Origin of the sequence: Nostoc sp. UIC 10607 (assembly GCF_047228265.1) — a bacterium.
Classification (GTDB): Bacteria; Cyanobacteriota; Cyanobacteriia; order Cyanobacteriales; family Nostocaceae; genus Nostoc; species Nostoc foliaceum_A.
This window is the reverse complement of record NZ_JBIQNW010000030.1, coordinates 1-22,893: the sequence shown is the minus strand read 5'-3', so window position 1 is coordinate 22,893 and position 22,893 is coordinate 1. Positions and strand designations below refer to the sequence as shown.

Annotated in this window: 23 protein-coding genes; 12 read left to right on the top strand and 11 right to left on the bottom strand. The window is 43.5% G+C overall.

Features of this window, described 5'->3' with window-relative positions; translation table 11 throughout:
* Positions 1 to 150: 150 nt before the first annotated feature.
* Positions 151 to 642, bottom strand: coding sequence for a BsuBI/PstI family type II restriction endonuclease (locus tag ACEYW6_RS22330; protein ID WP_412981516.1), 492 nt, complete (start codon positions 640 to 642; stop codon positions 151 to 153).
* A gap of 232 nt (positions 643 to 874) precedes the next feature.
* Entirely contained in the window at positions 875 to 2,227 is a 1,353-nt protein-coding gene (locus ACEYW6_RS22325) for an N-acetylmuramoyl-L-alanine amidase (RefSeq protein ID WP_412981478.1), read from the bottom strand.
* Positions 2,228 to 2,368: 141 nt separating this feature from the next.
* On the opposite strand from ACEYW6_RS22325, the gene dnaG reads away from it, so the two are divergent.
* Positions 2,369 to 4,312 carry a DNA primase gene (dnaG, locus tag ACEYW6_RS22320; protein WP_412981477.1) on the top strand — a complete coding sequence of 648 codons (1,944 nt, stop codon included), beginning with the start codon at positions 2,369 to 2,371 and terminating at the stop codon, positions 4,310 to 4,312.
* A gap of 160 nt (positions 4,313 to 4,472) precedes the next feature.
* On the opposite strand, the gene ACEYW6_RS22315 is transcribed toward dnaG, so the two are convergent.
* Positions 4,473 to 5,087 (bottom strand): YdcF family protein, encoded by a 615-nt coding sequence (locus ACEYW6_RS22315; RefSeq protein WP_412981476.1) that lies wholly within the window; start codon positions 5,085 to 5,087, stop codon positions 4,473 to 4,475.
* Positions 5,088 to 5,124: 37 nt separating this feature from the next.
* Positions 5,125 to 6,465 (bottom strand): DEAD/DEAH box helicase, encoded by a 1,341-nt coding sequence (locus ACEYW6_RS22310; protein ID WP_196509819.1) that lies wholly within the window; start codon positions 6,463 to 6,465, stop codon positions 5,125 to 5,127.
* 235 nt (positions 6,466 to 6,700) lie between these two features.
* Here ACEYW6_RS22310 and infC point away from each other — a divergent pair, with 235 nt between their 5' ends.
* On the top strand, positions 6,701 to 7,189 hold the full coding sequence (gene infC / locus ACEYW6_RS22305) for a translation initiation factor IF-3 (protein ID WP_190890766.1): 489 nt from the start codon (positions 6,701 to 6,703) through the stop codon (positions 7,187 to 7,189).
* Between the two features lie 172 nt (positions 7,190 to 7,361).
* Here the strand turns inward: infC and ACEYW6_RS22300 are convergent, their stop codons facing one another.
* Both ACEYW6_RS22300 and ACEYW6_RS22295 read right to left on the bottom strand, forming a co-directional pair.
* Positions 7,362 to 7,469 (bottom strand): zinc ribbon domain-containing protein, encoded by a 108-nt coding sequence (locus ACEYW6_RS22300; protein ID WP_412981515.1) that lies wholly within the window; start codon positions 7,467 to 7,469, stop codon positions 7,362 to 7,364.
* Between the two features lie 83 nt (positions 7,470 to 7,552).
* Complete coding sequence (locus ACEYW6_RS22295; RefSeq protein WP_412981475.1) at positions 7,553 to 7,702, bottom strand: LuxR C-terminal-related transcriptional regulator; 150 nt, start codon at positions 7,700 to 7,702, stop codon at positions 7,553 to 7,555.
* 520 nt (positions 7,703 to 8,222) lie between these two features.
* Here ACEYW6_RS22295 and ACEYW6_RS22290 point away from each other — a divergent pair.
* The gene (locus ACEYW6_RS22290; protein ID WP_412981474.1) at positions 8,223 to 8,873 is read left to right on the top strand and encodes a PAS domain-containing protein; all 651 of its coding nucleotides are present in this window, start codon (positions 8,223 to 8,225) and stop codon (positions 8,871 to 8,873) included.
* On the opposite strand, the gene ACEYW6_RS22285 is transcribed toward ACEYW6_RS22290, so the two are convergent.
* Positions 8,862 to 9,569 carry a Crp/Fnr family transcriptional regulator gene (locus ACEYW6_RS22285; RefSeq protein WP_412981473.1) on the bottom strand — a complete coding sequence of 236 codons (708 nt, stop codon included), beginning with the start codon at positions 9,567 to 9,569 and terminating at the stop codon, positions 8,862 to 8,864. The genes ACEYW6_RS22290 and ACEYW6_RS22285 overlap by 12 nt on opposite strands.
* A gap of 37 nt (positions 9,570 to 9,606) precedes the next feature.
* On the bottom strand, positions 9,607 to 10,221 hold the full coding sequence (locus ACEYW6_RS22280; protein WP_412981472.1) for a TetR/AcrR family transcriptional regulator: 615 nt from the start codon (positions 10,219 to 10,221) through the stop codon (positions 9,607 to 9,609).
* Between the two features lie 303 nt (positions 10,222 to 10,524).
* On the opposite strand from ACEYW6_RS22280, the gene ACEYW6_RS22275 reads away from it, so the two are divergent.
* The 4 genes from ACEYW6_RS22275 to ACEYW6_RS22260 all read left to right on the top strand — a co-directional run bounded on the left by ACEYW6_RS22275 (position 10,525) and on the right by ACEYW6_RS22260 (position 15,488).
* Positions 10,525 to 11,832: an ABC exporter membrane fusion protein gene (locus ACEYW6_RS22275; RefSeq protein WP_412981471.1), complete on the top strand. Its 1,308-nt coding sequence runs from the start codon at positions 10,525 to 10,527 to the stop codon at positions 11,830 to 11,832.
* A complete protein-coding gene (gene devC / locus ACEYW6_RS22270) occupies positions 11,829 to 13,004 on the top strand; it encodes an ABC transporter permease DevC (protein ID WP_412981470.1) in 1,176 nt (391 codons plus the stop codon). The genes ACEYW6_RS22275 and devC overlap by 4 nt, the downstream gene beginning before the upstream one ends.
* A gap of 67 nt (positions 13,005 to 13,071) precedes the next feature.
* The gene (locus tag ACEYW6_RS22265) at positions 13,072 to 13,770 is read left to right on the top strand and encodes a DevA family ABC transporter ATP-binding protein (RefSeq protein WP_190890503.1); all 699 of its coding nucleotides are present in this window, start codon (positions 13,072 to 13,074) and stop codon (positions 13,768 to 13,770) included.
* Positions 13,771 to 13,958: 188 nt separating this feature from the next.
* Entirely contained in the window at positions 13,959 to 15,488 is a 1,530-nt protein-coding gene (locus ACEYW6_RS22260) for a YifB family Mg chelatase-like AAA ATPase (protein ID WP_412981469.1), read from the top strand.
* A 79-nt stretch (positions 15,489 to 15,567) separates the two neighbouring features.
* Here ACEYW6_RS22260 and ACEYW6_RS22255 read toward each other — a convergent pair whose 3' ends face one another.
* On the bottom strand, positions 15,568 to 16,209 hold the full coding sequence (locus tag ACEYW6_RS22255; protein ID WP_412981468.1) for a type I restriction endonuclease subunit R: 642 nt from the start codon (positions 16,207 to 16,209) through the stop codon (positions 15,568 to 15,570).
* A gap of 233 nt (positions 16,210 to 16,442) precedes the next feature.
* Here ACEYW6_RS22255 and ACEYW6_RS22250 point away from each other — a divergent pair, with 233 nt between their 5' ends.
* The 4 genes from ACEYW6_RS22250 to ACEYW6_RS22235 all read left to right on the top strand — a co-directional run bounded on the left by ACEYW6_RS22250 (position 16,443) and on the right by ACEYW6_RS22235 (position 20,293).
* On the top strand, positions 16,443 to 17,459 hold the full coding sequence (locus ACEYW6_RS22250; protein ID WP_412981467.1) for a YihY/virulence factor BrkB family protein: 1,017 nt from the start codon (positions 16,443 to 16,445) through the stop codon (positions 17,457 to 17,459).
* 157 nt (positions 17,460 to 17,616) lie between these two features.
* Entirely contained in the window at positions 17,617 to 18,150 is a 534-nt protein-coding gene (locus ACEYW6_RS22245) for a DUF421 domain-containing protein (RefSeq protein WP_412981466.1), read from the top strand.
* A 57-nt stretch (positions 18,151 to 18,207) separates the two neighbouring features.
* Entirely contained in the window at positions 18,208 to 19,503 is a 1,296-nt protein-coding gene (gene purB, locus ACEYW6_RS22240) for an adenylosuccinate lyase (RefSeq protein ID WP_412981465.1), read from the top strand.
* A gap of 250 nt (positions 19,504 to 19,753) precedes the next feature.
* Complete coding sequence (locus ACEYW6_RS22235) at positions 19,754 to 20,293, top strand: DUF4126 domain-containing protein (protein WP_412981464.1); 540 nt, start codon at positions 19,754 to 19,756, stop codon at positions 20,291 to 20,293.
* 390 nt (positions 20,294 to 20,683) lie between these two features.
* Here the strand turns inward: ACEYW6_RS22235 and hemH are convergent, their stop codons facing one another.
* Positions 20,684 to 21,850: a ferrochelatase gene (hemH, locus tag ACEYW6_RS22230; protein WP_412981463.1), complete on the bottom strand. Its 1,167-nt coding sequence runs from the start codon at positions 21,848 to 21,850 to the stop codon at positions 20,684 to 20,686.
* A 94-nt stretch (positions 21,851 to 21,944) separates the two neighbouring features.
* Here hemH and ACEYW6_RS22225 point away from each other — a divergent pair, with 94 nt between their 5' ends.
* Positions 21,945 to 22,568: a class I SAM-dependent methyltransferase gene (locus ACEYW6_RS22225; RefSeq protein WP_412981462.1), complete on the top strand. Its 624-nt coding sequence runs from the start codon at positions 21,945 to 21,947 to the stop codon at positions 22,566 to 22,568.
* A 119-nt stretch (positions 22,569 to 22,687) separates the two neighbouring features.
* On the opposite strand, the gene ACEYW6_RS22220 is transcribed toward ACEYW6_RS22225, so the two are convergent.
* Positions 22,688 to 22,893 (bottom strand): hypothetical protein (locus ACEYW6_RS22220; RefSeq protein ID WP_412981461.1); only part of this gene is annotated, 206 nt, incomplete at its 5' end.

Sequence of the window (22,893 nt, the reverse complement as noted above, 5' to 3'; positions counted from 1 at the left end):
TGTAGAGACGCGATTCATCGCGTCTTTACCCAAGGATATGTTGTAATCATTAATTGAATTGGTATAAGAAAGTATTGACAAAGAGTTAAATCTTAACCCAAGCGTATTGCGCTATAAATGTTACACATACACCTGAATTTTGCTGTAGATTCAGGAAGTTTGCTTCTTTTCTATTTGGTAAGCCTGCAATAGATATTCACCATTGAAATGAATCAGGTGAGTAGAATCTTCAGCAACCCAAACATCTGTTTCCCAAGCCATCTCTGCCAGATATGCCACCATTGCCTTACGACTGAGAAATGTTGTTACCATCACCAGAGGTATTTCGGCAGTTCTAAATAGAACTTCAAGTTCCTTCTTCCTTTTAGGATTAATTGGGCCATGTGAGGTTACAGCTTCAATGAGCACCAACCAGTTATTTGTTGTGAAGTGAATAATCACATCTGGCATTTTGCCGTGGGAATCGATGTTAACGCCCAAATCTGACAATGCTGTTTCATCAAAGTGGGCGAATTTTTCATTTGTATCCCCAACATAGATGAGCTTTCCACTAGGAGTAAAACGAGGGGCAAAATCATTAATAATTTTTTTAATTAGAATATTTTGGCCACCTGGCGATAAAGTTTTAATTTTTCCGTTAATTACTATGGGAATACGAGGTATTTCACGCTGGTAAACTCTAAACTACTGTTATGACTTGCTACTAAAGCTCTACTGCTTGATGGGACGATCACGGTCTGTTTTTTTTATTGCTATCAAGTCTACAATAACTTTACGGCATCCTCATGCCTGAAGAAGACCACGTTTGCGATCGCGTTCCACCCACCGGAGGTATCGCATTGTACAGAACCTTAGTAATGTTGAGACTCTTCACTCAAAGAAGTCCTGCTGACTCATACAATCGTTTAAGCATCGCTGAAATCCTTGCACCATAATCCAAATCTGCTGACCAGCGCCCTGATAGCTGATCAATTAATGGCGCAATTCCCCGCGTTACAAAGCGAAACCTGGGATCTACTACTTCCTGCACCAAAGGTTCTAAACTGGCGTAAGCTTTCAAATGTTGGACGTGCGCCCTCACTCCAATTCTGGCACTTTGAAAAGATGCAGCCTCCGAACCTCCACCGATCGCACCTAAGCCTGCAAAGTTATTTTGCTCAGGTCTAATATCACCACCGAACCGTAAAAATCCAGTTTCTACACACATTTGGCAAAAGGCAATATCATAGTTAACTCCCTCTATACCTGCTTCTTCTCGATAAAGTTTTGGGATATCAGGAAACTTTACTAAAGCATTTTCATTATTGTTTCTCAGGAATAATTGTAACTGTACTTCTGAAGTATTACCGTTCGACATTACCCGCTCAAATTGACCAGAGCAAACTATCAAATTTGATCGCAAGCTAACAGTACGCGTTGTAGCATCCCAATTGACTGCAACATTAAAATCTCGCAGTTCGATCGCTTTGACATAAACTACTTTGCGATAGGTAATCCGATTAACATTAGCCGCTTTTGCAAGGTCAATCCGTAGACGGTCTACTAAATCAATGGGGATGTAAGCATTTCCATTAACCAACACTCCTTGCTCTGAGTAATTTTGCCCATTAATATTGATATTAATTGGCGGATAATTTGGTTCCGCCGGAGTTCCAGGATTGGGGTCAATCACGCGACTCCAAGTTACTAGTCCATCGACAATTCCTAAGGCAAAATCGCGGCGACGAGTTTGTAGCAAAGCCCGATCCTCTGGATTACTAAGAAACCCCACTTGCATCATCAAAGCTGGAAGCGTTGTCTGGCGACAGAATGCTAAACTACCCAAGCCACTATTTGTATCCGGTTTAACTCCGCGATTTGGTAATTGGGGTACGCGGCGCAACAACGCCACTAACAACTGTTCAGCATTACTTCTGCGATCGCTATTATTAACAATGTAGAAGACGCTAGCCCCACGCACAGAAGGGCTGCTAGCTGCATCAGATTCAATTTCTAGGGCGACATCACCCCGACGGGCGCGGGAATTGATCCAGGTGATAGTTTGGGCGGCACTCAAGTCATCAGGGACTGCCAAAATTTCCAGATTCCGCGCTCTCATTTCCGTGACAATCAAATCCCGCAGCAGAATCATTTCTTTCGCTTCAGTTGTACCACCTGCGATCGCACCTGGATCTATCCCTCTGGCTTCTTTGCCTCCGTGAGCCGCTGAAATAAAAATACGCCCCATTTTAGGTATTTCCTCTGATGAAATTAAGTGTAAGCAATTCTATATATCATTCTTGGTCTAGCAACAAGAATATAATAGCTATCAGTTGGGAAATGCACCGCAGTGTTAACTACCAACCCATGACTTAATAGATAAACTAGAATGCAAATCCCCCGCTTGCACCCAGACACAATTGAGGAAGTTAAACTACGGGCTGATATTGTAGATGTCGTGTCAGAATACGTAGTTTTACGCAAACGCGGGAAAGATTTCGTCGGTTTGTGCCCCTTCCACGATGAAAAATCTCCTAGTTTCACTGTCAGCCAAACCAAGCAAATGTACTATTGCTTCGGCTGTCAAGCTGGAGGAAATGCCATTAAGTTTGTCATGGAGTTGGGGAAGCGCTCTTTTACTGATGTGGTGCTGGATTTAGCACGGCGTTACCAAGTACCCGTACAAACCCTAGAACCCGAACAACGCCAAGAATTACAGCGTCAGCTATCTTTGCGTGATCAGTTATACGAAGTTCTGGCTTCCTCAGCCCAGTTTTATCAACACGCCCTCAGACAATCCCAAGGGCAAAAAGCACTTCAATATTTACAATCTAACCGCCAACTCAAAGAAGAAACTATACAGCAATTTGGTTTAGGTTATGCCCCAGCAGGTTGGGAAACTCTCCATCGTTATTTAGTGGAAGATAAACATTACCCAGCGCAGATCCTGGAAAAAGCGGGATTAATTAAGCCACGCCGCGAAGGGGGCGGTTATTATGATGTATTCCGCGATCGCTTGATGATTCCCATCCGTGATGTTCAAGGGCGTGTCATTGCCTTTGGTGGGAGAACCCTCACGGATGAGCAACCTAAATATCTGAATTCACCAGAAACCGAGCTTTTTAGTAAAGGTAAAACATTATTTGCCCTCGATCAAGCCAAAGGTGGGATTTCTCAACTCGATCAAGCCGTGGTGGTAGAGGGATATTTTGATGCGATCGCTCTCCACGCCGCTGGTATTAATAACGCCGTCGCCTCCCTTGGTACAGCTTTAAGCTTAGAACAAGTCCGGTTAATATTACGCTACACCGAATCGAAACAATTAGTACTCAACTTTGATGCTGATAAAGCCGGAACCAATGCCGCCGAACGGGCGATCGGTGAAATTGCCGAACTGGCATACAAAGGCGAAGTTCAGCTAAAAATTCTCAATTTACCCGATGGTAAAGATGCTGATGAATATTTGCATAGCCACACTCCAGAAGATTATGGAGAACTGCTAAAAAATGCGCCACTTTGGCTAGACTGGCAGATTCAGCAAATTATTCAAGATCGTGACTTGAGACAGGCTACTGATTTTCAGCAAGTAACTCAGCAATTAGTCAAATTACTTAAAAATATAGCTAACAGCGATACACGCAACTATTATGTTTCCTACTGTGCAGAAATACTCAGCTTGGGAGATACCAGACTTATACCCCTACGAGTCGAAAATCTGCTAACTCAAATTGCTCCCCCTCCGGCTACATACTCTAATCCTGTATCAGCGAAGAAAGCATGGGGAGGTGGCAAAGTTTCCCACTCTCCACTCCCCACAGAACGCAGCCTTTTAGAACACGCAGAGGCGTTATTGCTAAGGATTTACTTGCATTGTCCTGAACAGCGTCGAGCAATTATTGAGGAACTAGAGGAGCGAGATTTGCAATTTAGCCTTTCCCACCACCGATTTTTATGGCAACGAATTTTAGAAATTTCATCTGGTGATGGGCAAACAAAAAATTTTGCGTCTCCACCAGATTTAATTTCCCGCCTGCAAGATCAGTTCTTAGAATTTGGCAGCGAGATGGAGTTAATTTCCCACTTATTTCACGTGGATGAAAAAAACCAAAAAGAAATACTTCGGACTCCGCAAGTAGTTCAAGCTGCGATCGCTTGCATGGATTTAGTGATGCTTGAAAAACGCTATCGCCACTTTTTGGAATTATGGCAACAAACTGATCCCGAAGCTGAACCAGAGCGTTATCAATCGTATTATCAGGCTTTCTACGCTGAAAAAATCAAGCTTCAGCAAATAGATCGACAACGGTTATTTTCCATCACAGAGTTATTGTAGTTTCGGTTTACGCAGTCAAAATAGGGGACAATAGGGGGAAATATTTATGTTCTGCACGCTTTTTATAATACAATGCAGTTCAGATAAGACCAAAACACTTGTAGAGACGGCGATTTATCGCGTCTCGAAAACCCACAATTTTGTACAATTGAACCTACAGCTAGATTTTAAACACTAAGTAGACTAAGTAAAAATAAGTTTCTCGGCTTAAAAACTCTATCTGACTCTGAAAACTGCGATAGCGGGTAGTAGGTGTGGGAGACGAATGTGCATCCATTCCTAAGCCTCGTGCCATTAATACGGCTCGCTTCATATGCAATGGATCGCTAACAATAAGAAACTTCCTTAATTGGTGAGCATTGGCTACCTCTAAAGCATTTTTGAGGTTTTGGTTAGTTGTGCGAGATTGAGTTTCAGTGAAAATGTCAGCAGCTTTTACCTGTTGCGCGATTGCATAATTTTTTCCAACTATAGCTTCAGCAGGTTCATTACTTTCACCAACTCCGCCAGTAAAAATGATCGTCTTAACAGATCCATTTTTATATAAGTTAATGGCGTGGTTGATTCGCTCTCTGAAAACAGGAGATGGTTCTTGTCCCCAAACTGCTGCTCCTAAAACAATTGCTGCATCTGCCTTGATATTATTACTACTATTACTACTGCTGCCATATAAGTAAATACTTGAGGCTGTAGATGCGATCGCCAGCAACAAGGCAGATATCAAAGCCACGGTAACCCAAATTAACCATTTTTTGGGAATTTTGTAATTGAGCATGGGCCGTTGTTCAAAGAGCAATCCTTAAGAACGAAGATTAGCGATCGCGTTTAGCAGAACGGCGCGATGCAGACGAACGAGCACTAGGCTTATCTCCATTCGTAGCAGGTGGCGCTGCCTTACGTTTAGCTGATGTCGGTGGTGACGGTTTAGAAGTACGAGCCGGACGTTTATCACGTTCGGGTTTGGCTCTGTGTTGCCGTCCATTTGGGGTTGGTTCAGGGTTGATATCGGGGTTGAGCGCAAAACCAGCCACCACTTCCCTTGGCAAGCGCTGCTCGATCAGTTTTTCAATATCTTTCAATAGAGGGTATTCATCGACGGACACCAGCGATACGGCTTCACCTGACGCGCCAGCACGACCAGTTCGCCCAATGCGATGAACATAATCCTCTGGTACATTGGGCAGATCGAAGTTGACTACATGGGGCAGTTCGCTGATGTCAAGACCCCTAGCAGCAATGTCTGTCGCCACCAGTACTTGTAAGCTGCCATTCTTGAACTTTGCCAGAGCATTAGTACGCACCGGCTGGCTCTTATTACCGTGGATTGCCAGTGCTTGAATGCGGTCTTCGCCCAACTGCTTAACCAAACGATCAGCACCATACTTAGTGCGAGTGAAAACTAGCACTTGATACCAATTATCTCGGCGAATCAGGTGAGCAAGTAATTGGCGTTTCTTGTCACGGTCTACGTGGTAAATTTTTTGTGCGATCGTCTCGGCGGTAACGTTGCGGCGTGCCACCTCAATCATCGTCGGGTTATTAAGCAACCCGGCGGCAAGTGCCTTAATTTTGTCCGAAAAAGTAGCGAAGAATAGCAAATTTTGTCGCTTTTTGGGCAGGAGTGAGAGGATGCGGCGGATATCATGAATAAAGCCCATGTCCAGCATCCGATCTGCTTCATCTAGCACCAAAACCTCAATATACGACAGGTTCAGCGTACCCTGCTGTACATGGTCTAGCAGTCGCCCTGGAGTCGCGACCAAAATATCCACTCGATTCCGCAAACGCTGTTTTTGCAGATTAATACCGACTCCACCAAACATCACCATCGAGTTTAGATTTAAGTACTTACCGTACTCACGCACGCTTTCTTCCACTTGTGCAGCGAGTTCACGAGTCGGGGTGAGAATCAACGCCCGGATTGGTGGGTATCCATTAGGCGTACCTTTGCTCTTGTTAGACGACAACCGATGCAGAAGCGGCAGAGTAAAACTAGCGGTCTTTCCAGTACCAGTTTGCGCCCCAGCTAGCAAATCGCTACCCGACAAGACGGCAGGAATCGCCTGCATCTGAATCGGCGTGGGTTCGGTGTACCCTCGCTCTGTAACCGCACGGATAATTTCATTGGACAAGCCGAGAGTAGAAAAAGACATAAGACTCCAAAGATAACATCGGCCTGTCGCCAATGGCGGCGTCAGTCTGAGGCGGACGGATACAAATTATTGAAAAGCTGGATGGGCAGTAGCGCTAAGACTGAGAGCGAATGCCGCAGTTCTGCATTCTAACAGATTGCTGTCCATTGTGTTGTTAAAGTTGCTCTGATTCAGTGTTGTGTTAAATTAGCATTACTTGGAAAGTAAAATGTTGAACAATTAGGAGAAATTCGTTATCGCAATCCAAAAGCAACTGATTAATTCCCAAATCAAGTCACCTAGCGTCTTCTTAATTGACCATGAGAATAACAATCGTGGTCTGATCGACACCAATGAGGCGCTACAGCTAGCCGAAAGCTTAGAGCTTGACTTAGTTGTAGTCTCTCAAGGCAAAGACGCTCCAATCGCCAAGATTCTCAACTATGGCAAGCTTCAGTATCAAAAGAAAAAACGTCAGAGCCAGAGTGCTAGACCCACGGTAAAGGAAGTGCGATTTGGTCTAAACGTGGGCGTGGCTGATTACAATTTACGCATCCAACAAGCAGGTGAGTGGTTGAGTAAAGGCGATTCAGTCAAGTTTGCTATACGTTTACGAGGCCGAGAACATCAATATCGTGACAAAGCAGGAGAACTGCTAGACCGAATTGCAAATGATCTCAGTCAAGTAGGTAAAATCCAGTCATTGGATAAACGCGCACTAGTTGTTCAAGTAATTCCTGCCTAGTTATCTTGCGATCGCTAGAGCATATATTTGTAACAACTTGTAAAGAACCAAAAAAGCCGGAGGCAACGCTGTAGCTTCTATGGAAAAAAATTGACATTCTCCCCATTGAAGACAGCAAGGGGATTTTTTCGCTGTGCATCCAGTTGCGCTTGCACAGAGTTACACTTACCCGTCAGGGAAGTGTAGGTAGTTCACAAATATTAATAGAGCCAACCCCATTTCTGTGGAACTCAAAGCCGCACTGACACTTATAAGTGCGGTTTTTGATTTTATGTCCTATACCGCACGATAGACTAATAGCTTTTAAGTTGAAAGCAAGAAAGTTTTACCACAGGTACTGGGGGATTGAAAATTCTCTTTATTTTATCGCCAGTTAGAAAACCGTTCCACAATATCCTTTACTGTCTTATAACTTAGATGAAACTGCTGGGCGATCTGGCGGCTAGCATACCCCTCCCGGATCATTGTTAAGACTTGAAAGGCATACTTGTCTAATTGTTTTAAATTATCCATTTAATTTTTAGACCTTTTGTATAGAGTTGGGAAAAAACTCGTATTATTAGATGGAACAATTATTGCGAAGCAAGCTTTTACAGTTATTCTCGTTAATTCCTTTGAGTTATTAAAAAGCCTCTAGTTTGGAAATAAACTAGAGAATAGCTCGTGCTTAATGTTGTCTAAAAAAATACTCTTTTTTCCAAATTTATTCTTCCATCTGGTGAATAAGTAAAGGCAGATAAAGTATAGTTTAATATTAAGTCCACTAGCAATAAGGGATACAAAGCAAAATTACCAAGATTTTCATAATAATGTACGAAATCGTACTGACTGGGGGCAACTAAGTATTTTAGTCTTTAAATAATACTTAAATATAGGCAATCCCGAACGTCTAAGAAATTTGAGATCAAATTCATGGATGGCAATATCCCTTAACTACTCGTTACTGAATTTTAGTCAGTAACAAATGGTTGGTGGGATAAAACCCATTAGGAATTGCTTAACAATCTCTTTCTATTCAGGGATTGAAACTTGGATGTCACTTGAATTGATCATGAATGTAGATATGTTTGCCCAGCAGTTACAGTCAGTGCAAGGGCGTTTGGTTAACTTGTACCAAGATGCGAACACCGGAGTACAGCCAGAAGCTGATTTGCTGCTAGCAGCCTTGAAAGAAATTGATGCTGCTTCAAAAACACTAGAGATAGCTACAGAGAAGTTGTTCGAGCAAACTGAAAAATTGGGAAATGTACAAGCACGGCTTAGAGAGGAATACAAGCGCTACCAAGACCTGTTCGAGTTCATACCAAATGCTTACTTGGTGAGTGACACACAAGGAAAAATTCTGTCAGCTAATTGTGCCACTGCCACATTGTTCAATCTTCAACAGCGATTTTTGGTAAACAAACCGTTAGTCTGTTTCATTGCAGTAGAAGAACGTCAAGCGTTTCGTTGCCAACTAAACCAGATGCACGAGTGTGAGTGTGACTATGTGCAAGAGTGGTTATCACGCATACAGCCCCGTGACTGTGAGCCTTTTGAGGCTGCTATGACTGTAGCTCCTATCCGCGACGTTAAAGGCAAGTTAACAGGCTTGCGCTGGATAGTGCGCGACATCCATCACGTGTCGCAACAGCCTCTATTAGCGCTAGAAGGGTCAAAAGGACTTTATCCGTTATCTCTCTAGCTTAAACTTTAGCAGGCGATTATATTCTTCTTTGATTACCCCATAACACTCACAGGAAGCCTCTTCTAGTCCCTGCCGATCAATGGTTTGAATTTTCTTTCGGCCGCATTGGATGAGACCTTTCTTTTCCAGATGGTGGACGGTTTCGGTAATGCCAGAACGGCGCACGCCCAGCATGTGGGAGAGGAACTCATGCGATAGGAACAGTTCATCCGTGTAGAGACGGTCAATGGACTCAAGCAACCAACGGGCCATGCGTTTTTCTAGAGTATGAACGCGGTTGCAGGCAACATTCTGTGAGATTTGCGCGATATAAGCCTGTGTGTATTTAAGCATCACATCCCGCAGCGGCTTATTGGTGTCAAACTCGTAAAGCAGCAGATGTGCCTTCATTCTCACCGCATTGCCAGGAACTTGAACGATGTACTGGGTCTGGGTCGTCTCCCGACCGCCCATGAAGGCGTTGATCCCCACCATCTCGCGGCTTCCGACCACTCCGGCTTCAACCGTGCTGCCGTCCATCATCGTGATGGTGACTGAGATTAGGCAGGTGAGAGGGAAGTAAACTTCTTCGATGGTTTCGCCGGGTCGGTTGAGTATCTTGCCCGATGAAAGGTCTACCTGCTCCATCTTGTTTTCTATCCGCTTGTACACCTCGCGGGGAAGGGCGGTGAGCAGAAGGTTTTCAGTAGCCATATTTTTCTTAAGGCTTTTTTCTTACTATTGTTAAGCATCAATCGGCGCATTTAGTGATTAGGTGTGTCAAAGCATCAATCAGGCGATCGCTTTCCATTGGTACAATGTCTTGTCCATGCATCACATTTTGAGTAATATGAAAATGCACCAATGCTCCTAAAAGAATTCTCGCTGTTGCCTCTGGGTCAGGTATCTTTAATTCCGGAGCCGCTAAGTAGTGAGTGAGAGTTTCCGCTACTGGCTTAATCATCACCCGAACACAAATTTGAGCTAACTCAGGAAAACGCCCAGATTCCCCGATTAGGACTCGCATAAATGCACTATGTTCTTTGTCGTTAATCATGTGCTCTAATGCTTTAGTTGCTATCTGGCGCAGTATGACGGCTGGTTCTCCTTCAATAGGTTCTGTGCCAAAAATGGAGCTGTTCTTTTTGCTTGTCAGTTGCTCTAACAGTACTTTAAAAAGTCCTTCTTTATCTTGAAAGTGGCTGTAGACTGTCGCTTTAGAAACACCTGCTGCTACCGCTACCCGATCCATGCTTGTACCAGCATAGCCATTTTGCAGGAACTCTTGCATTGCCCCTTGCAGAATTTGCTCCACTTTATCAACGGAATTATCTCGATCAACTTCGTCAGCTTTGATGCGTACCATTTATTAATCATCCTTTCTTATAAACAATATTAATAGATGCTGCAAAACGCCCCAGTACAAAATGGCGAAAATAAATATACCCTGCGATAAAGCCCAAAAGTCTCTATTATCAGCTTTCCTCCCTTCTACTTTTTTGTAGTAGAGAATAATCCCAATAGGGAATAGCAATTTGCTGCATAATTCAGAGCAAATTGATTGACAAGTTTAGTTGTATCATCTTGACTAAACTAGTCCGTTTAGTTTAGCATAAATTGAACTGTACAGTTTAGTACAAGTTGCTACTGGTGGTAAGGGGAAAATAGTATGGAGCAAAACAGGAATTCAGAGGGTCTAAGGTCTTCTCAGAATCTTGTGCGATCGCCTGTTCTACTTGCAATAATTACATCTCTAGCAATAGGCGGAATCAGCGTTTATGCTGTGATGAGGCTTCAGGCTACAGCTAATGAGAAAGAAAAAACACCAGTAGCAGTTCAGCCTGTGGTAAAAACAGTAACAGCATTAGGGCGGTTGGAACCAGAGGGAGAGGTAATAAAACTGTCAGCGCCTTCTTCTGGTGAAGGAAATCGGGTAGAGCAATTATTAGTGAAAGAAGGCGATCCCATCAAAGCTGGGCAGGTAATTGCGATTATGGACAACCGCGATCGCCTACAAGCTAGTTTGGGTGAAGCACAAAAACAAGTTCAAGTTTCCAAATCCCGCCTTAATCAGGTAAAAGCTGGAGCCAAACAGGGAGAACTTGGAGCACGCCAAGCTAACGTGAATCGTCTGCAAGTAGAACTACAAGGAAACATTAAAACTCAGCAAGCCACAATTGATCGTATAGAAGCAGAACTGCAAGGACAACAACGGAGCTTGCAAGCAACAGTGGCTCGCGTCGCAGCCGAGAAACGTAATGCCCAAGCTGAGGTGCAGCGCTACGAGACTTTATATAAAGCAGGAGCGATTTCTAGCCAGGAAGTTGATAGCAGACGTTTAAGCGCAGAAACATCTACTCAAGCGTTAATTGAAAGCCAAGCTACTCAGACAAGAACTGTGGCTACCCTACAACAGCAACTTAACGAAGCAAAAGCTAACCAGGATCAAACCCTCGCCAGCTTGCAACAGCAGATTAATGAAGCAAAAGCTAACCTAAATCAAACTGCTGAAGTCCGTCCAACAGATATAGCAAATGCACAAGCAGAGATAGAGAGTGCTCAAGCTACCGTGGAGAAAATTAAGGCAGAACTGGCGCAGGCATACGTTTTGGCTCCTAAACCCGGTCGGATTTTGGAGATTAATACACGAGCCGGAGAAACTGTTGGCGATGAAGGAATTGTGGCTTTAGGTCAAACCGACCAGATGTATGCAGTAGTAGAAGTCTATCAAAGTGATATCAAGAAAGTACGTCCGGGACAGGAGGTGCGGGTAAGCAGTGATTCCCTACGCAATGAATTAGAGGGAAGAGTGGATAGGATTGGTATGCAAGTAAAGCGGCAAAATCTGATCAACACTGATCCCTCTAGCAATATTGATGCCAGAGTAGTGGAAGTCCATGTGCAACTGGACAAACTATCTAGCCAAAATGCTTCTAGCTTAACTAATTTGCAAGTCAAGGCGGTAATTGAACTGTGATTGGATTTATACAGCAACTGCGGCGACGAACACCTTTAGGATGGTTGCAACTGAGTCATGAAAAGGGTCGTCTTTTGGTGGCATTGTCAGGCATTGCCTTTGCCGATGTTCTGATGTTCATGCAGCTAGGATTTCAAACTGCTTTGTTTGAAAGTAACACAATCCTGCATCGCAGTATGCAGGCTGATATGTTTGTCATCAGCCCTCAAGCACGTAACTTAGCAAATATGTCTAACTTTACGCGGCGGCGGCTGTATCAAGCAATGGATATACCAGGTGTAAAGTCAGCAGAAGGAATGTATATCAACATTGTTGATTGGAAAAATCCCCAAACACAACAGAAGACGACAATATTAGTTATGGGGTTTAATCCCGATCAGCAAGTGTTTAACTTAGCAGATGTGAATCGCCAGATAGATGCTGTTAAGTTACCAGATACCGTTCTCTTCGATCGCGCCTCTAGAGGAGATTACAACGAAGCGATCGCCAAAATTGAACAAGGTAAAACTGTCACAACCGAAATAGAACGGCGGACAATTACCATTAGCGGCTTATTTTCAGTCGGGGCTTCCTTTATAGCAGATGGTAGTTTGATCACCAGCGACCAGAACTTTCTGAGATTATTTCCCAGACAAGAAGCCAGTGGTGTCAGTCTCGGTTTGGTGCAGCTGCAACCAGGTTATGACCCAAAACAGATGAAAGCAGCTTTAGAATCTCATTTAGATGATGATGTCAAAGTTTTAACCCAAGCAGAATTTATCGAATTTGAAATAAATTACTGGAAAACCAATACTGCTATCGGATTTATCTTCAGCTTGGGTGTAGCAATGGGGTTTATGGTAGGCGTGATTATCGTCTATCAAGTTCTTTCTACAGATGTAAATTCCCACATGAAAGAATACGCCACTTTTAAAGCAATGGGTTATAACAATCTCTACTTATTAGGTGTGGTGTTTGAAGAGGCGATAATTTTGGCAATTTTGGGCTTTATCCCAGGAGCGATCGCACCTTTAGGACTTTATCATTTAACTCGTAATGCTACCAATTTACCGCTTTACATGACCGTAGGACGAGCCTTGACAGTATTAACACTGACTATGATTATGTGTGTAATTTCTGGTGCGATCGCCACCCGTAAATTACAGTCTGCTGACCCCGCAGATATGTTTTAAAAAATGGTTATTGGGCATGGGGATAATTACCCAATCCAAAATCTGAAATTTAAAATCTAAAATTGCTATGCCTCCTGTCATCTCTGTTAAAAATCTCGACCACTACTTCGGTCATGGTCAACTTCGCAAGCAAGTTCTCTTTGATATCAACCTGGATATTAACGCCGGCGAAATTATTATTATGACTGGGCCTTCTGGTTCTGGTAAAACTACACTTCTCACCTTAGTAGGCGGCTTGCGTTCTGCCCAATCTGGCAGTTTGCAGGTTTTGGAACAAGAACTTTGTGGCGCTAACGCAGCCCGACTCACCCAGGCGCGACGCAGTAATGGTTATATTTTCCAGGCGCACAATCTGCATGGTAGCCTGAGTGCGCTGCAAAACGTCAGAATGGGCTTGGAATTGCACAAAAATATTTCGCAACCAGAAATGAAAACCCGGTCAGCCCAAATGTTAGAGGAGGTAGGATTAGGAGAGCGCCTCAATTATTATCCTGATGATTTATCTGGGGGACAAAAACAAAGAGTTGCGATCGCTCGTGCGTTGGTTGGTCGTCCTAAAATTGTCTTAGCGGATGAACCCACCGCCGCCCTTGACAGTAAATCGGGACGAGATGTGGTTAACCTGATGCAAAAACTAGCTAAAGAACAGGATTGTACCATTCTCTTAGTGACTCATGACAACCGCATTCTAGATATTGCCGATCGCATCGTCTACATGGAAGATGGGAAGTTAGTAAATGACCGTGCTGTTGTTGCAGCCAGTTAGCCTAGTTTTCCCAAGATATTTTATGACAACGCTTTTCAAGTAATTTAACTACACTACTCCCAATTCCCCATTCCCCATTCCCCATTCCCCTTACCTATTTTGCTGAAAAAATCGTCTCTGTAATTTTACTAATGCCAATCTAGCAACTCATCTGCTAGAGATTTGAAAGGTTTACTGTTATATAAGAAATGCTTGCCAGAGTCTGGAGTGCATCAATTGTGGGCATCGATGCCGTCAAAGTCGGCGTGGAAGTCGATGTTTCAGGGGGATTACCGGGAATTGTTGTCTTGGGACTGCCAGATTCAGCGATTCAAGAATCAAGAGAAAGAGTTAAAGCAACGCTGAAGAATGCAGGTTTCGCCTTTCCCATGCGAAAAATTGTGATCAATTTAACTCCGGCAGATTTACGGAAAGAAGGCCCCTGTTTCGATTTGCCTATTAGTGTGGGAATTTTGGCGGCTTCTGAGCAAGTTAGCGCTGATTTGTTGGGGGATTATCTATTTTTGGGCGAAGTCTCTCTAGATGGCAGTTTGCGTCCGGTGGCTGGTGTTTTGCCGATCGCAGCAGCAGCCCAAAAAATGGGAATTACAGGTTTAGTTCTCCCTGCTGATAATGCCCAAGAAGCCGCAGTGGTTCAAGGCTTGGCTGTTTACGGTTGCAAACATCTGTCTGATGTGGTGGATTTTTTAAATAATCCGGGACGTTACAAACCTGTGCAAATGGATAGCACAACGGAAATAGCAACACTATCTTACCCTGGCGCAGATTTACATGAAGTGAAAGGACAAGCTCATGCGCGGCGGGCTTTAGAAATTGCTGCTGCTGGTGGACACAATTTAATTTTTGTTGGGCCGCCTGGTAGTGGGAAAACGATGTTAGCACGGCGCTTACCAGGAATTTTACCGCCCCTGAGTTTTGCCGAATCTTTAGAAGTGACTCGCATCCATTCAGTAGCTGGTTTATTGAAAAATCGCGGTTCGTTGGTACGCGATCGCCCTTTTCGCAGTCCCCACCACTCAGCATCTGGGCCTTCTCTCGTTGGTGGTGGTAGCTTCCCTCGTCCTGGCGAAATCTCATTATCTCACAGAGGTGTGCTATTTCTGGACGAATTAACTGAGTTTAAACGTGATGTTTTAGAATTTCTGCGCCAGCCTTTGGAAGATGGTTATGTGACGATTTCCCGCACCAAACTATCAGTCATGTTTCCCGCGCAGTTTACTTTGGTGGCGAGTACCAATCCCTGTCCTTGCGGTTACTATGGCGATACCATCCAACAATGTACTTGTTCTCCCCGTCAACGCGAACAATATTGGGCAAAACTTTCTGGGCCGTTGATGGATCGAATTGATTTACAAGTTGCGGTGAATCGCTTGAAACCAGAGGAGATTACCCAACAACCGACTGGAGAAACATCAATATCAGTACGAGAAAGAGTTCAACAAGCAAGCGATCGCGCGATTACCCGCTTCCAAGGAGAAGCAAATCTGCGTTGCAATGCCCACATGCAGAGTCGTCATCTTCAAAAATGGTGCAAGCTAGATGATGCTAGCCGCAGTTTACTAGAAGTAGCAATTAGAAAATTAGGTTTATCGGCAAGAGCAAGCGATCGCATTCTCAAAGTAGCACGGACTATTGCAGATTTAGCTGGAGAAGAAGAGCTACAAACCAATCATGTGGCGGAAGCGATCCAGTATCGTACAATCGATAGAATGCAGTGAAAGGTCGGTTATAACACCTCGTCTATACAAGGTTTTCCCTACCTCCGTGGGTTAAAAACTCATTCTATTCGCCCTGCCTCTAAGAGGTAGGAGAAATCAACTGACCAATACGCTTGAGAATTTGCAAAACGGTGTACAGTTCTCTCGCAGATGCAAACGGAGCAAAGACCCTTGACAAATTGTACTGTGGTGTGATTTTTTGCGTCACTTTGACAAATAAAATATCGTCTCCATTCGTCACCATCCCAAACACAGGTTTACTGGGGTTGGGGTTAGCCATCATATAAGCTAGGGCTTGCGATACAGCCGACCAAACTGACAGCGTGGTTTTTTTCGACTCTAACACCATCACCCACAACTGCTCTTGTAGCACTAAAACGTCAATTTGTCCGCGCAGTATCTCCTCGCCATCATCCAGCACTAGTTCCACGGATGATTCAGCCTTAATTCTGAAAGGAGGATCGTAAAATCCAGAGAGTGCAAGTATTGGTGACACCAACAACAATATGACTGTTCCTTCTAGTAAATCACCTACAGCACGGTGATAGAGATACCTACGCCGCACGACATCCACAGAGGCTTTTTCCGCTTCCGTAATTTCAGACAATCCTTCATACCACTCTGGGAAAAATTTTTCGTCTTCAACACGGACAAAACCGAATCGATTTTCTGCATCCTGAAGAGTGGTAATCGCTTCTGTAATTGCTGCCGTTTGTGTCATTGCTTCTAGGTAACAGTTGCTTTTCTACATTATCAACATCAACGCATCTTTATTATCGTCAATTGGCGCGACGCCGAATAGCTTGTCGTAGACATCCATTCCCATCTGATCAGAAAATTCTAAATTCCTCCCCAAGGACGCTGCACAAACTCCCTTGGGGGGATGCCTCTACTTATGAAATCAGTATCCAATATATCAGGAAGTAAGCGACATCCCCAAAGGAGATTGATTGGATGAATTTGCAGGCAATTTGGAAGTTGTTACAAGAGACATTCAAAGAATGGAGTGAGGATAAAGCCTCACGGTTAGCGGCGGCGCTAGCTTATTACACGATTTTTTCCATTGCACCGTTGTTAATTATTGTAATTGCGATCGCAGGAGCAGTATTTGGAGAAGAGGCGGCAAGAGGGCAAATCGTTGGACAAATTCAAGGTTTAGTCGGCCCAGATGGCGCAGAATTTATCCAAACAGCCATTCAGAATGCCAACAAACCACAAACAGGCGCGATCGCTTCCATTATTAGTGTTGTAGTTTTGCTTTTAGGTGCTACTGGTTTATTTACCGAGTTGCAAGATTCCCTCAACACGATTTGGGAAGTAAAACCGAAACCCGGACGCGGCGTAACTAACATTATTCGCCTACGCGTTTTGTCCTTTGCAATGGTGATAGGTATTGGCTTTTTACTTTTAGTTTCTCTGGTAATTAGTACGGCATTAACAGCATTAGTAACATACTTTAGTAACTTGCTGCCAGGTGTCGATTTCCTCTGGCAGATTCTCAATTTTGTCCTCTCTTTTGCCATTACTACGTTCCTATTTGGACTCATTTTTAAAGTCTTACCAGATGTCAAAATTGGTTGGAGTGATGTTTTAATTGGAGCTATGCTCACCTCCTTCTTGTTCTCTATCGGTAGATTTTTGCTAGGACAATATTTAGGTAATGGTAGTTTTGGTTCAGCCTATGGTGCAGCTGGTTCACTGGTGGTAATCTTAGCTTGGGTTAACTATGCCGCGCAGATTCTTTTCTTCGGTGCAGAGTTTACCCAAGTTTATGCCAGAAGGTACGGCAGCGGTATCACCCCATCTAAACATGCCATACCTTTATCTGATAATACAGAATATAATGGCAAGGCTCCAACGGGGCAATCGTCCGCTAAGAAAAAGCCTTCTTCTAACTTTATTAATCGCTTATTCCAGTCTTTTAAGAAGCCCAAGCGTTTAAAACAGAGAAGAAAAAATCAACGATTTTGATTCCTGATTGTTAGAAATTTAGGTTTGTAAATCTGTATAGATGTTGAAATATTTAACCTCTAATAAAAGTTAGTCTTATGAAATAAGACCACAGATAAATAACCTGATACTGGATTTTTTCCAGAAGTCTATTGAGAAAGGAAGAAAATCAGTGCTAATGGAAAAATGGTTTTTTATCGATTGGCAGGCAATCTTTATTCCTAGCATCAGCATCTTTGAGTTAATTATCCGTGGTTCGCTGGTCTATTTAGCGCTGTTCTCAGTGCTACGTTTTCTTCCTAGCCGACAACTAGGAACACTAGGAATCACTGATTTACTCGTAGTTGTGCTATTTGCTGAAGCTGCCCAAAACGCTATGGCGAGTAATTATACATCTATTACTGAAGGCGCTATTCTGGTAGGAACTGTGATTTTTTGGAGCTATTTACTGAACTGGTTAGGTTACAAAATACCCCAGTTCCAACGTTTTATGAATCAGCCGCCACTGCTACTGGTAAAAAATGGTCGGATGATTGAGCGTCATTTACAACGAGAGTTAATTACAGACGATGAGTTGATGAGCAAGTTACGCCAGCAAGGTGTGGAATTTTTAGCAGATGTGAAGTTTGCATATATGGAGGCTGATGGCAGGATTAGTATCATCACCTTTGACTCCAAAACTAGTTCCGTCCTGAGCAAAAAGCAGGACTAAAAAGCGATCGACATTAATTAAACTGTAAAATATGACGGTTGTATTCTGTGCCGAACTGTGATTGAGCGTTATACTTTGCCCGAAATGGCTAATCTGTGGAGTGAAGCCTATAAACTAAAAACTTGGCTGCAAGTCGAAATTGCTGTTTGCGAAGCTCAAGCTGAACTGGGTTACATTCCATCTCAGGCGGTTGAGGAAATTAAAGCCAAGGCAGATTTTGACCCAAAGCGGGTGTTGGAAATTGAGGCTGTAGTCCGCCACGATGTCATCGCTTTCTTGACAAATGTCAATGAATATGTTGGTGATGCAGGACGCTACATTCACCTGGGTTTAACTAGTTCGGATGTTTTGGATACAGCTTTAGCGCTGCAATTGGTTGCCAGTCTGGATATATTGTTGCAACGTTTGGAAGACTTGATTGAGGTAATCCGCGAAAAAGCACGGGAACATCGCCATACAGTGATGGCTGGTCGATCGCATGGTATTCATGCTGAACCGATCACTTTTGGTTTCAAGCTAGCTGGCTGGTTAGCAGAAGTGTTGCGACATCAAGAACGCCTGAGAATTCTTCGCGAAACGATCGCTGTGGGTAAGATTTCTGGTGCGGTAGGAACCTATGCTAACGTTGAACCGCGTGTAGAAGCGATCGCTTGCCAAAAACTTGGACTCAAACCCGATACGGCCTCAACACAAGTTATTTCCCGCGATCGCCACGCCGACTATGTGCAGCAATTAGCTTTGGTAGCAGCATCCATAGAACGTTTTGCTGTAGAAATTCGCAATCTGCAAAAAACAGACGTTCTGGAAGTCGAAGAATTCTTCTCCAAAGGTCAAAAAGGCTCCTCAGCCATGCCACACAAGCGCAATCCCATTCGTTCGGAACGGCTGACGGGAATGGCGCGACTCGTCAGAAGTCATGCTGGTGCAGCTTTGGAAAACGTTGCTCTCTGGCATGAGAGAGACATTTCCCACAGTTCTGTAGAACGGGTGATTTTGCCAGATGCTTGCACATTGACGCACTTTATGTTGTCAGAAATAACCGACTTGGTGAAAAACCTGTTGGTTTATCCTGAGAACATGGAACGAAATCTCAATTGCTACGGCGGCGTTGTGTTCAGCCAAAAAGTCCTACTTGCCTTGATAGACAAGGGAAGCAGCCGAGAGGAAGCTTATGCGATCGTTCAAGAAAGCGCTCACGCCGCTTGGAACAAGCCGGAAGGTAATTTCCAGGACTTAATTAGCAAAGATCCTCGTGTTACCGAAAAGTTGTCCCCAGCAGAACTAAAGGTCTGTTTCGACCCCCAGCAGCATCTAACGCATTTAGAAGAGGTTTATCAACGGTTGGGAATTTAGGATTAATTTCCTTGTAGTGAGCGTTTATACGCTCACTACCAACTTATTATTCAATAAATACACAAATATTCTTAAAAAAATATAGATACTATATAACTCCTTGAACTCACGTTAAAAAAGAATATAAAAATACCAACAATATTTAGTATTGCATTGCTGAAGACAGTCAGTTTAGTGCTGGAATTTTTGCCAGCCCTGGGTAGTATAAATAACAGATATTTACTTCTTTATTAGTGCTTCGAGTGCCTTAATGATTGAAATCCTAGCCACACTTTCTGCCTCTGCGGCAGCAGGAATGAGAATAGGTACACCTCTGCTAATTATTGGATTGTTGCAGGGTAATAACTTGTGGTCACAAGTCCCAATTTTATCTCACATTTCTTCACCAATCTTATTAGGCTGCCTCAGCTGTTGGTCTTTAGTTGAATTATTTGCCTCAAAAAAGCTTTGGGGGCAAAGATTGCTACAAATGGTTCAGTTATTCATGTCTCCACTCGTGGGGGCAATTATGGGGTTAGCAGTAGCTACCGCAACAGCAGCACCACACTGGCTGATTGCATGTATTGGGGGTTTATTAGCTTTGGTACTCCAGCTAGTTCAAGTTGGTTGGTTTTATCGGTTACGTGGCTTACCCTTATGGGCAGTCTTTCTTCAAGATACCTTATGCATTGCTTTAGTACTTTTTGCCTTTGATGCTCCCTGGCAAGGAGGTTTAATTGCTTTAATACTGCTCTGGTTTGCAGTTCGTAGCGCAAAGCAGTGGTATGACTGGTATTGGCAGAAAAATTAGGAGTTAAAAGTGAGAAGTTATGAATGAAGATAGGAGTTAAGAGTTAGCGAGAAAAATTTAAAACTTCAAACTCCTAATATCGTTTCGTTTTAATAATGATACAAATACGGTGTTAGTAGGAAACATTGCTCATTGGTGTCAACTTAAGGGGAAAAGCTAGTCTAAAACAAGCTTTTAGAGATTGTCTCGTTTGTGTCGTTCCCAGTGTCAGATTGGGAATGCCCGTCGTTGGGGCTGCCGCCAGGAGCAGCATTTCCAGCCTCTGGCTGGAAACGAGGTTTTAAAGGGGTTTGGGCTTAAGTTGACACCCATGAGCATTGCTGTACCCCTACTAGAAATCTATATGTATCAAAGTTTGTATGAAATGGTATAACTCCTAACACCTTTCATTTACTGCAAAAGCCCAATCATATGCAAAAAGCCGTGACCGGTAATCAACTCGATGATTAAGGCGATGAAACCCAGCATGGCAATCCGACCATTCCATACTTCAGCACTAGTTGTCAGCCCCCATTCCCAACGCTCTTGGGGGTACATTTTCACCCTTTTTTTCATTTGGGCAGCTTGCGAAAGCTTGAAACTGGGGTTTTTCAGTGCATCAATCACCAAGTCTGCAAGTGCATTAATAAATACCGGATGGGTATTGGGAGCAGGAACGCGACGGAAGTTATGAATTCCTGCTTCTTCTGCTACTTCCCGATACTCAATATCAATTTCTTGCAGTGTCTCAATATGTTCTGAGACAAAACTGATAGGCACGACAACCAAATCTTTCACACCTTGTGCCCCTAGTTCTTTGAGGGCATCTTCAGTATAAGGTTGAAGCCATTCTACTGGGCCAACGCGACTTTGGTAAGCTAAAGTGTGGGCATTAGGTCGATTGAGGGTCTGCATAATCAAGGCAGTACATTCTTCAATTTCTTGCTGGTAAGGGTCGCCAGCCTCTTCAACGTAGCTTTTAGGAACGCCGTGAGCACTGAAGAATACATGAACTTCGTCTGGGTTAGGAAACTGCTCAAGTTCTTGGGCTATGAGTGCCGCCATTGCTTGGAGGTAGCCCGGTTCTTTGTACCAAGAAGGAATGACGGTGTAATCAATGGGTTGAAGCTTTGGATCTTCTTGCCAAAGCTTTTCTAACAGCCGGAAGCTGGAACCACTGGTACTGATAGAAAACTGGGGATATAGTGGTAATATCACCAGGTGTTCTATGTTATCTTGGGTGATCTGTGCGATCGCCTCTTCTGTATAGGGATGCCAATAACGCATTCCCACGTATATATCGGCTTCTTGCCCTAAACAACCCAACTGTTCTTTTAAAGCTTCCCCTTGCGCTTCTGTGATCCGCCGCAGTGGGGAACCGCCACCGATTTGCTTATAATTCTCTTGAGATGTTCTGGTTCGCCGCGTGGCAATAAACCAGGCTAGGGGCTTTTGCAACCAGCGAAATGGTAGGCGAATAATTTCCGGATCGGAAAATAGGTTGTACAAAAACGGCCCGACATCCTCTAGCTTATCGGGGCCACCGAGATTGAGTAATAAGACGCCTACACGACCCATAGCAGTTACTTTCCCCCAATCTTTTCAGGTTTTTTACTAATGTTAACAATATATCTTTATTAAATAATAAAGCTTAATAGCAAGGAAATATATAATGGCAACAATTTTAAGGGATTGGAGTTACCGCTATCAGTGGTTATATGATGGTATTTCCCGTTTAGCAGCCTTAAGTGTAGGTGGTGAAGCCCGTTTTCGGCAACTTGCTTTGCAAGGCTTAACAATTCACTCAGATACTCAGGTCTTAGATTTATGTTGCGGCAGTGGTCAAACGACCCAACTTTTGGTAAAAATTTCACAAAATGTAACAGGATTGGATGCCTCACCTAAGTCTTTGCTAAGGGCACGGCAAAATGTACCATTAGCTTCCTATGTCGAAGCTTTTGCTGAGGAAATGCCATTTGCAGATAATCTATTTGATGTGGTGCATACCAGCGTTGCATTACACGAGATGCAGCCTCAGCAATTACGAAAAATTATTAATGAAGTTTATCGGGTGCTGAAGCCAGGAGGGGTGTTTACGCTGGTGGATTTTCATGCTCCTACGAATCCGATATTTTGGCCTGGGGTATCACTGTTTTTGCTGTTGTTTGAAACCGAGACAGCTTGGGAATTGTTGAAAACTGATTTGGTTGGATTATTGGCTGAGATTGGGTTTAAAGTGAATGAGCCAACTTTATATGCTGGTGGTAGTTTGCAAGTGATACAGGCAATAAAGTGAAGGATAGGCTTTAGTTATATCTTGCACCTACCAACATTCAGCCAATAATTTTATTTCTTGGCTAATAGTGTAAGTCAACTTCAGTGTACTACAACCTTTAATTAGTATGGTTTCAATCCCTAATAGGGATTTTGATGAATTGCAATATTTGTGGAATCTATGTCCTGGCGTATACCACTAGTTTCAATCCCTAATAGGGATTTTGATGAATTGCAATAGAGTGTTGCAAATCCTAAAATCAGTTTACGTTGGTTGGGTCGATGGAGGGTATTATCCCTCGCACCTCCCATTTCAATCTGGACGTGCATCTTTCGGTGCATCCAGC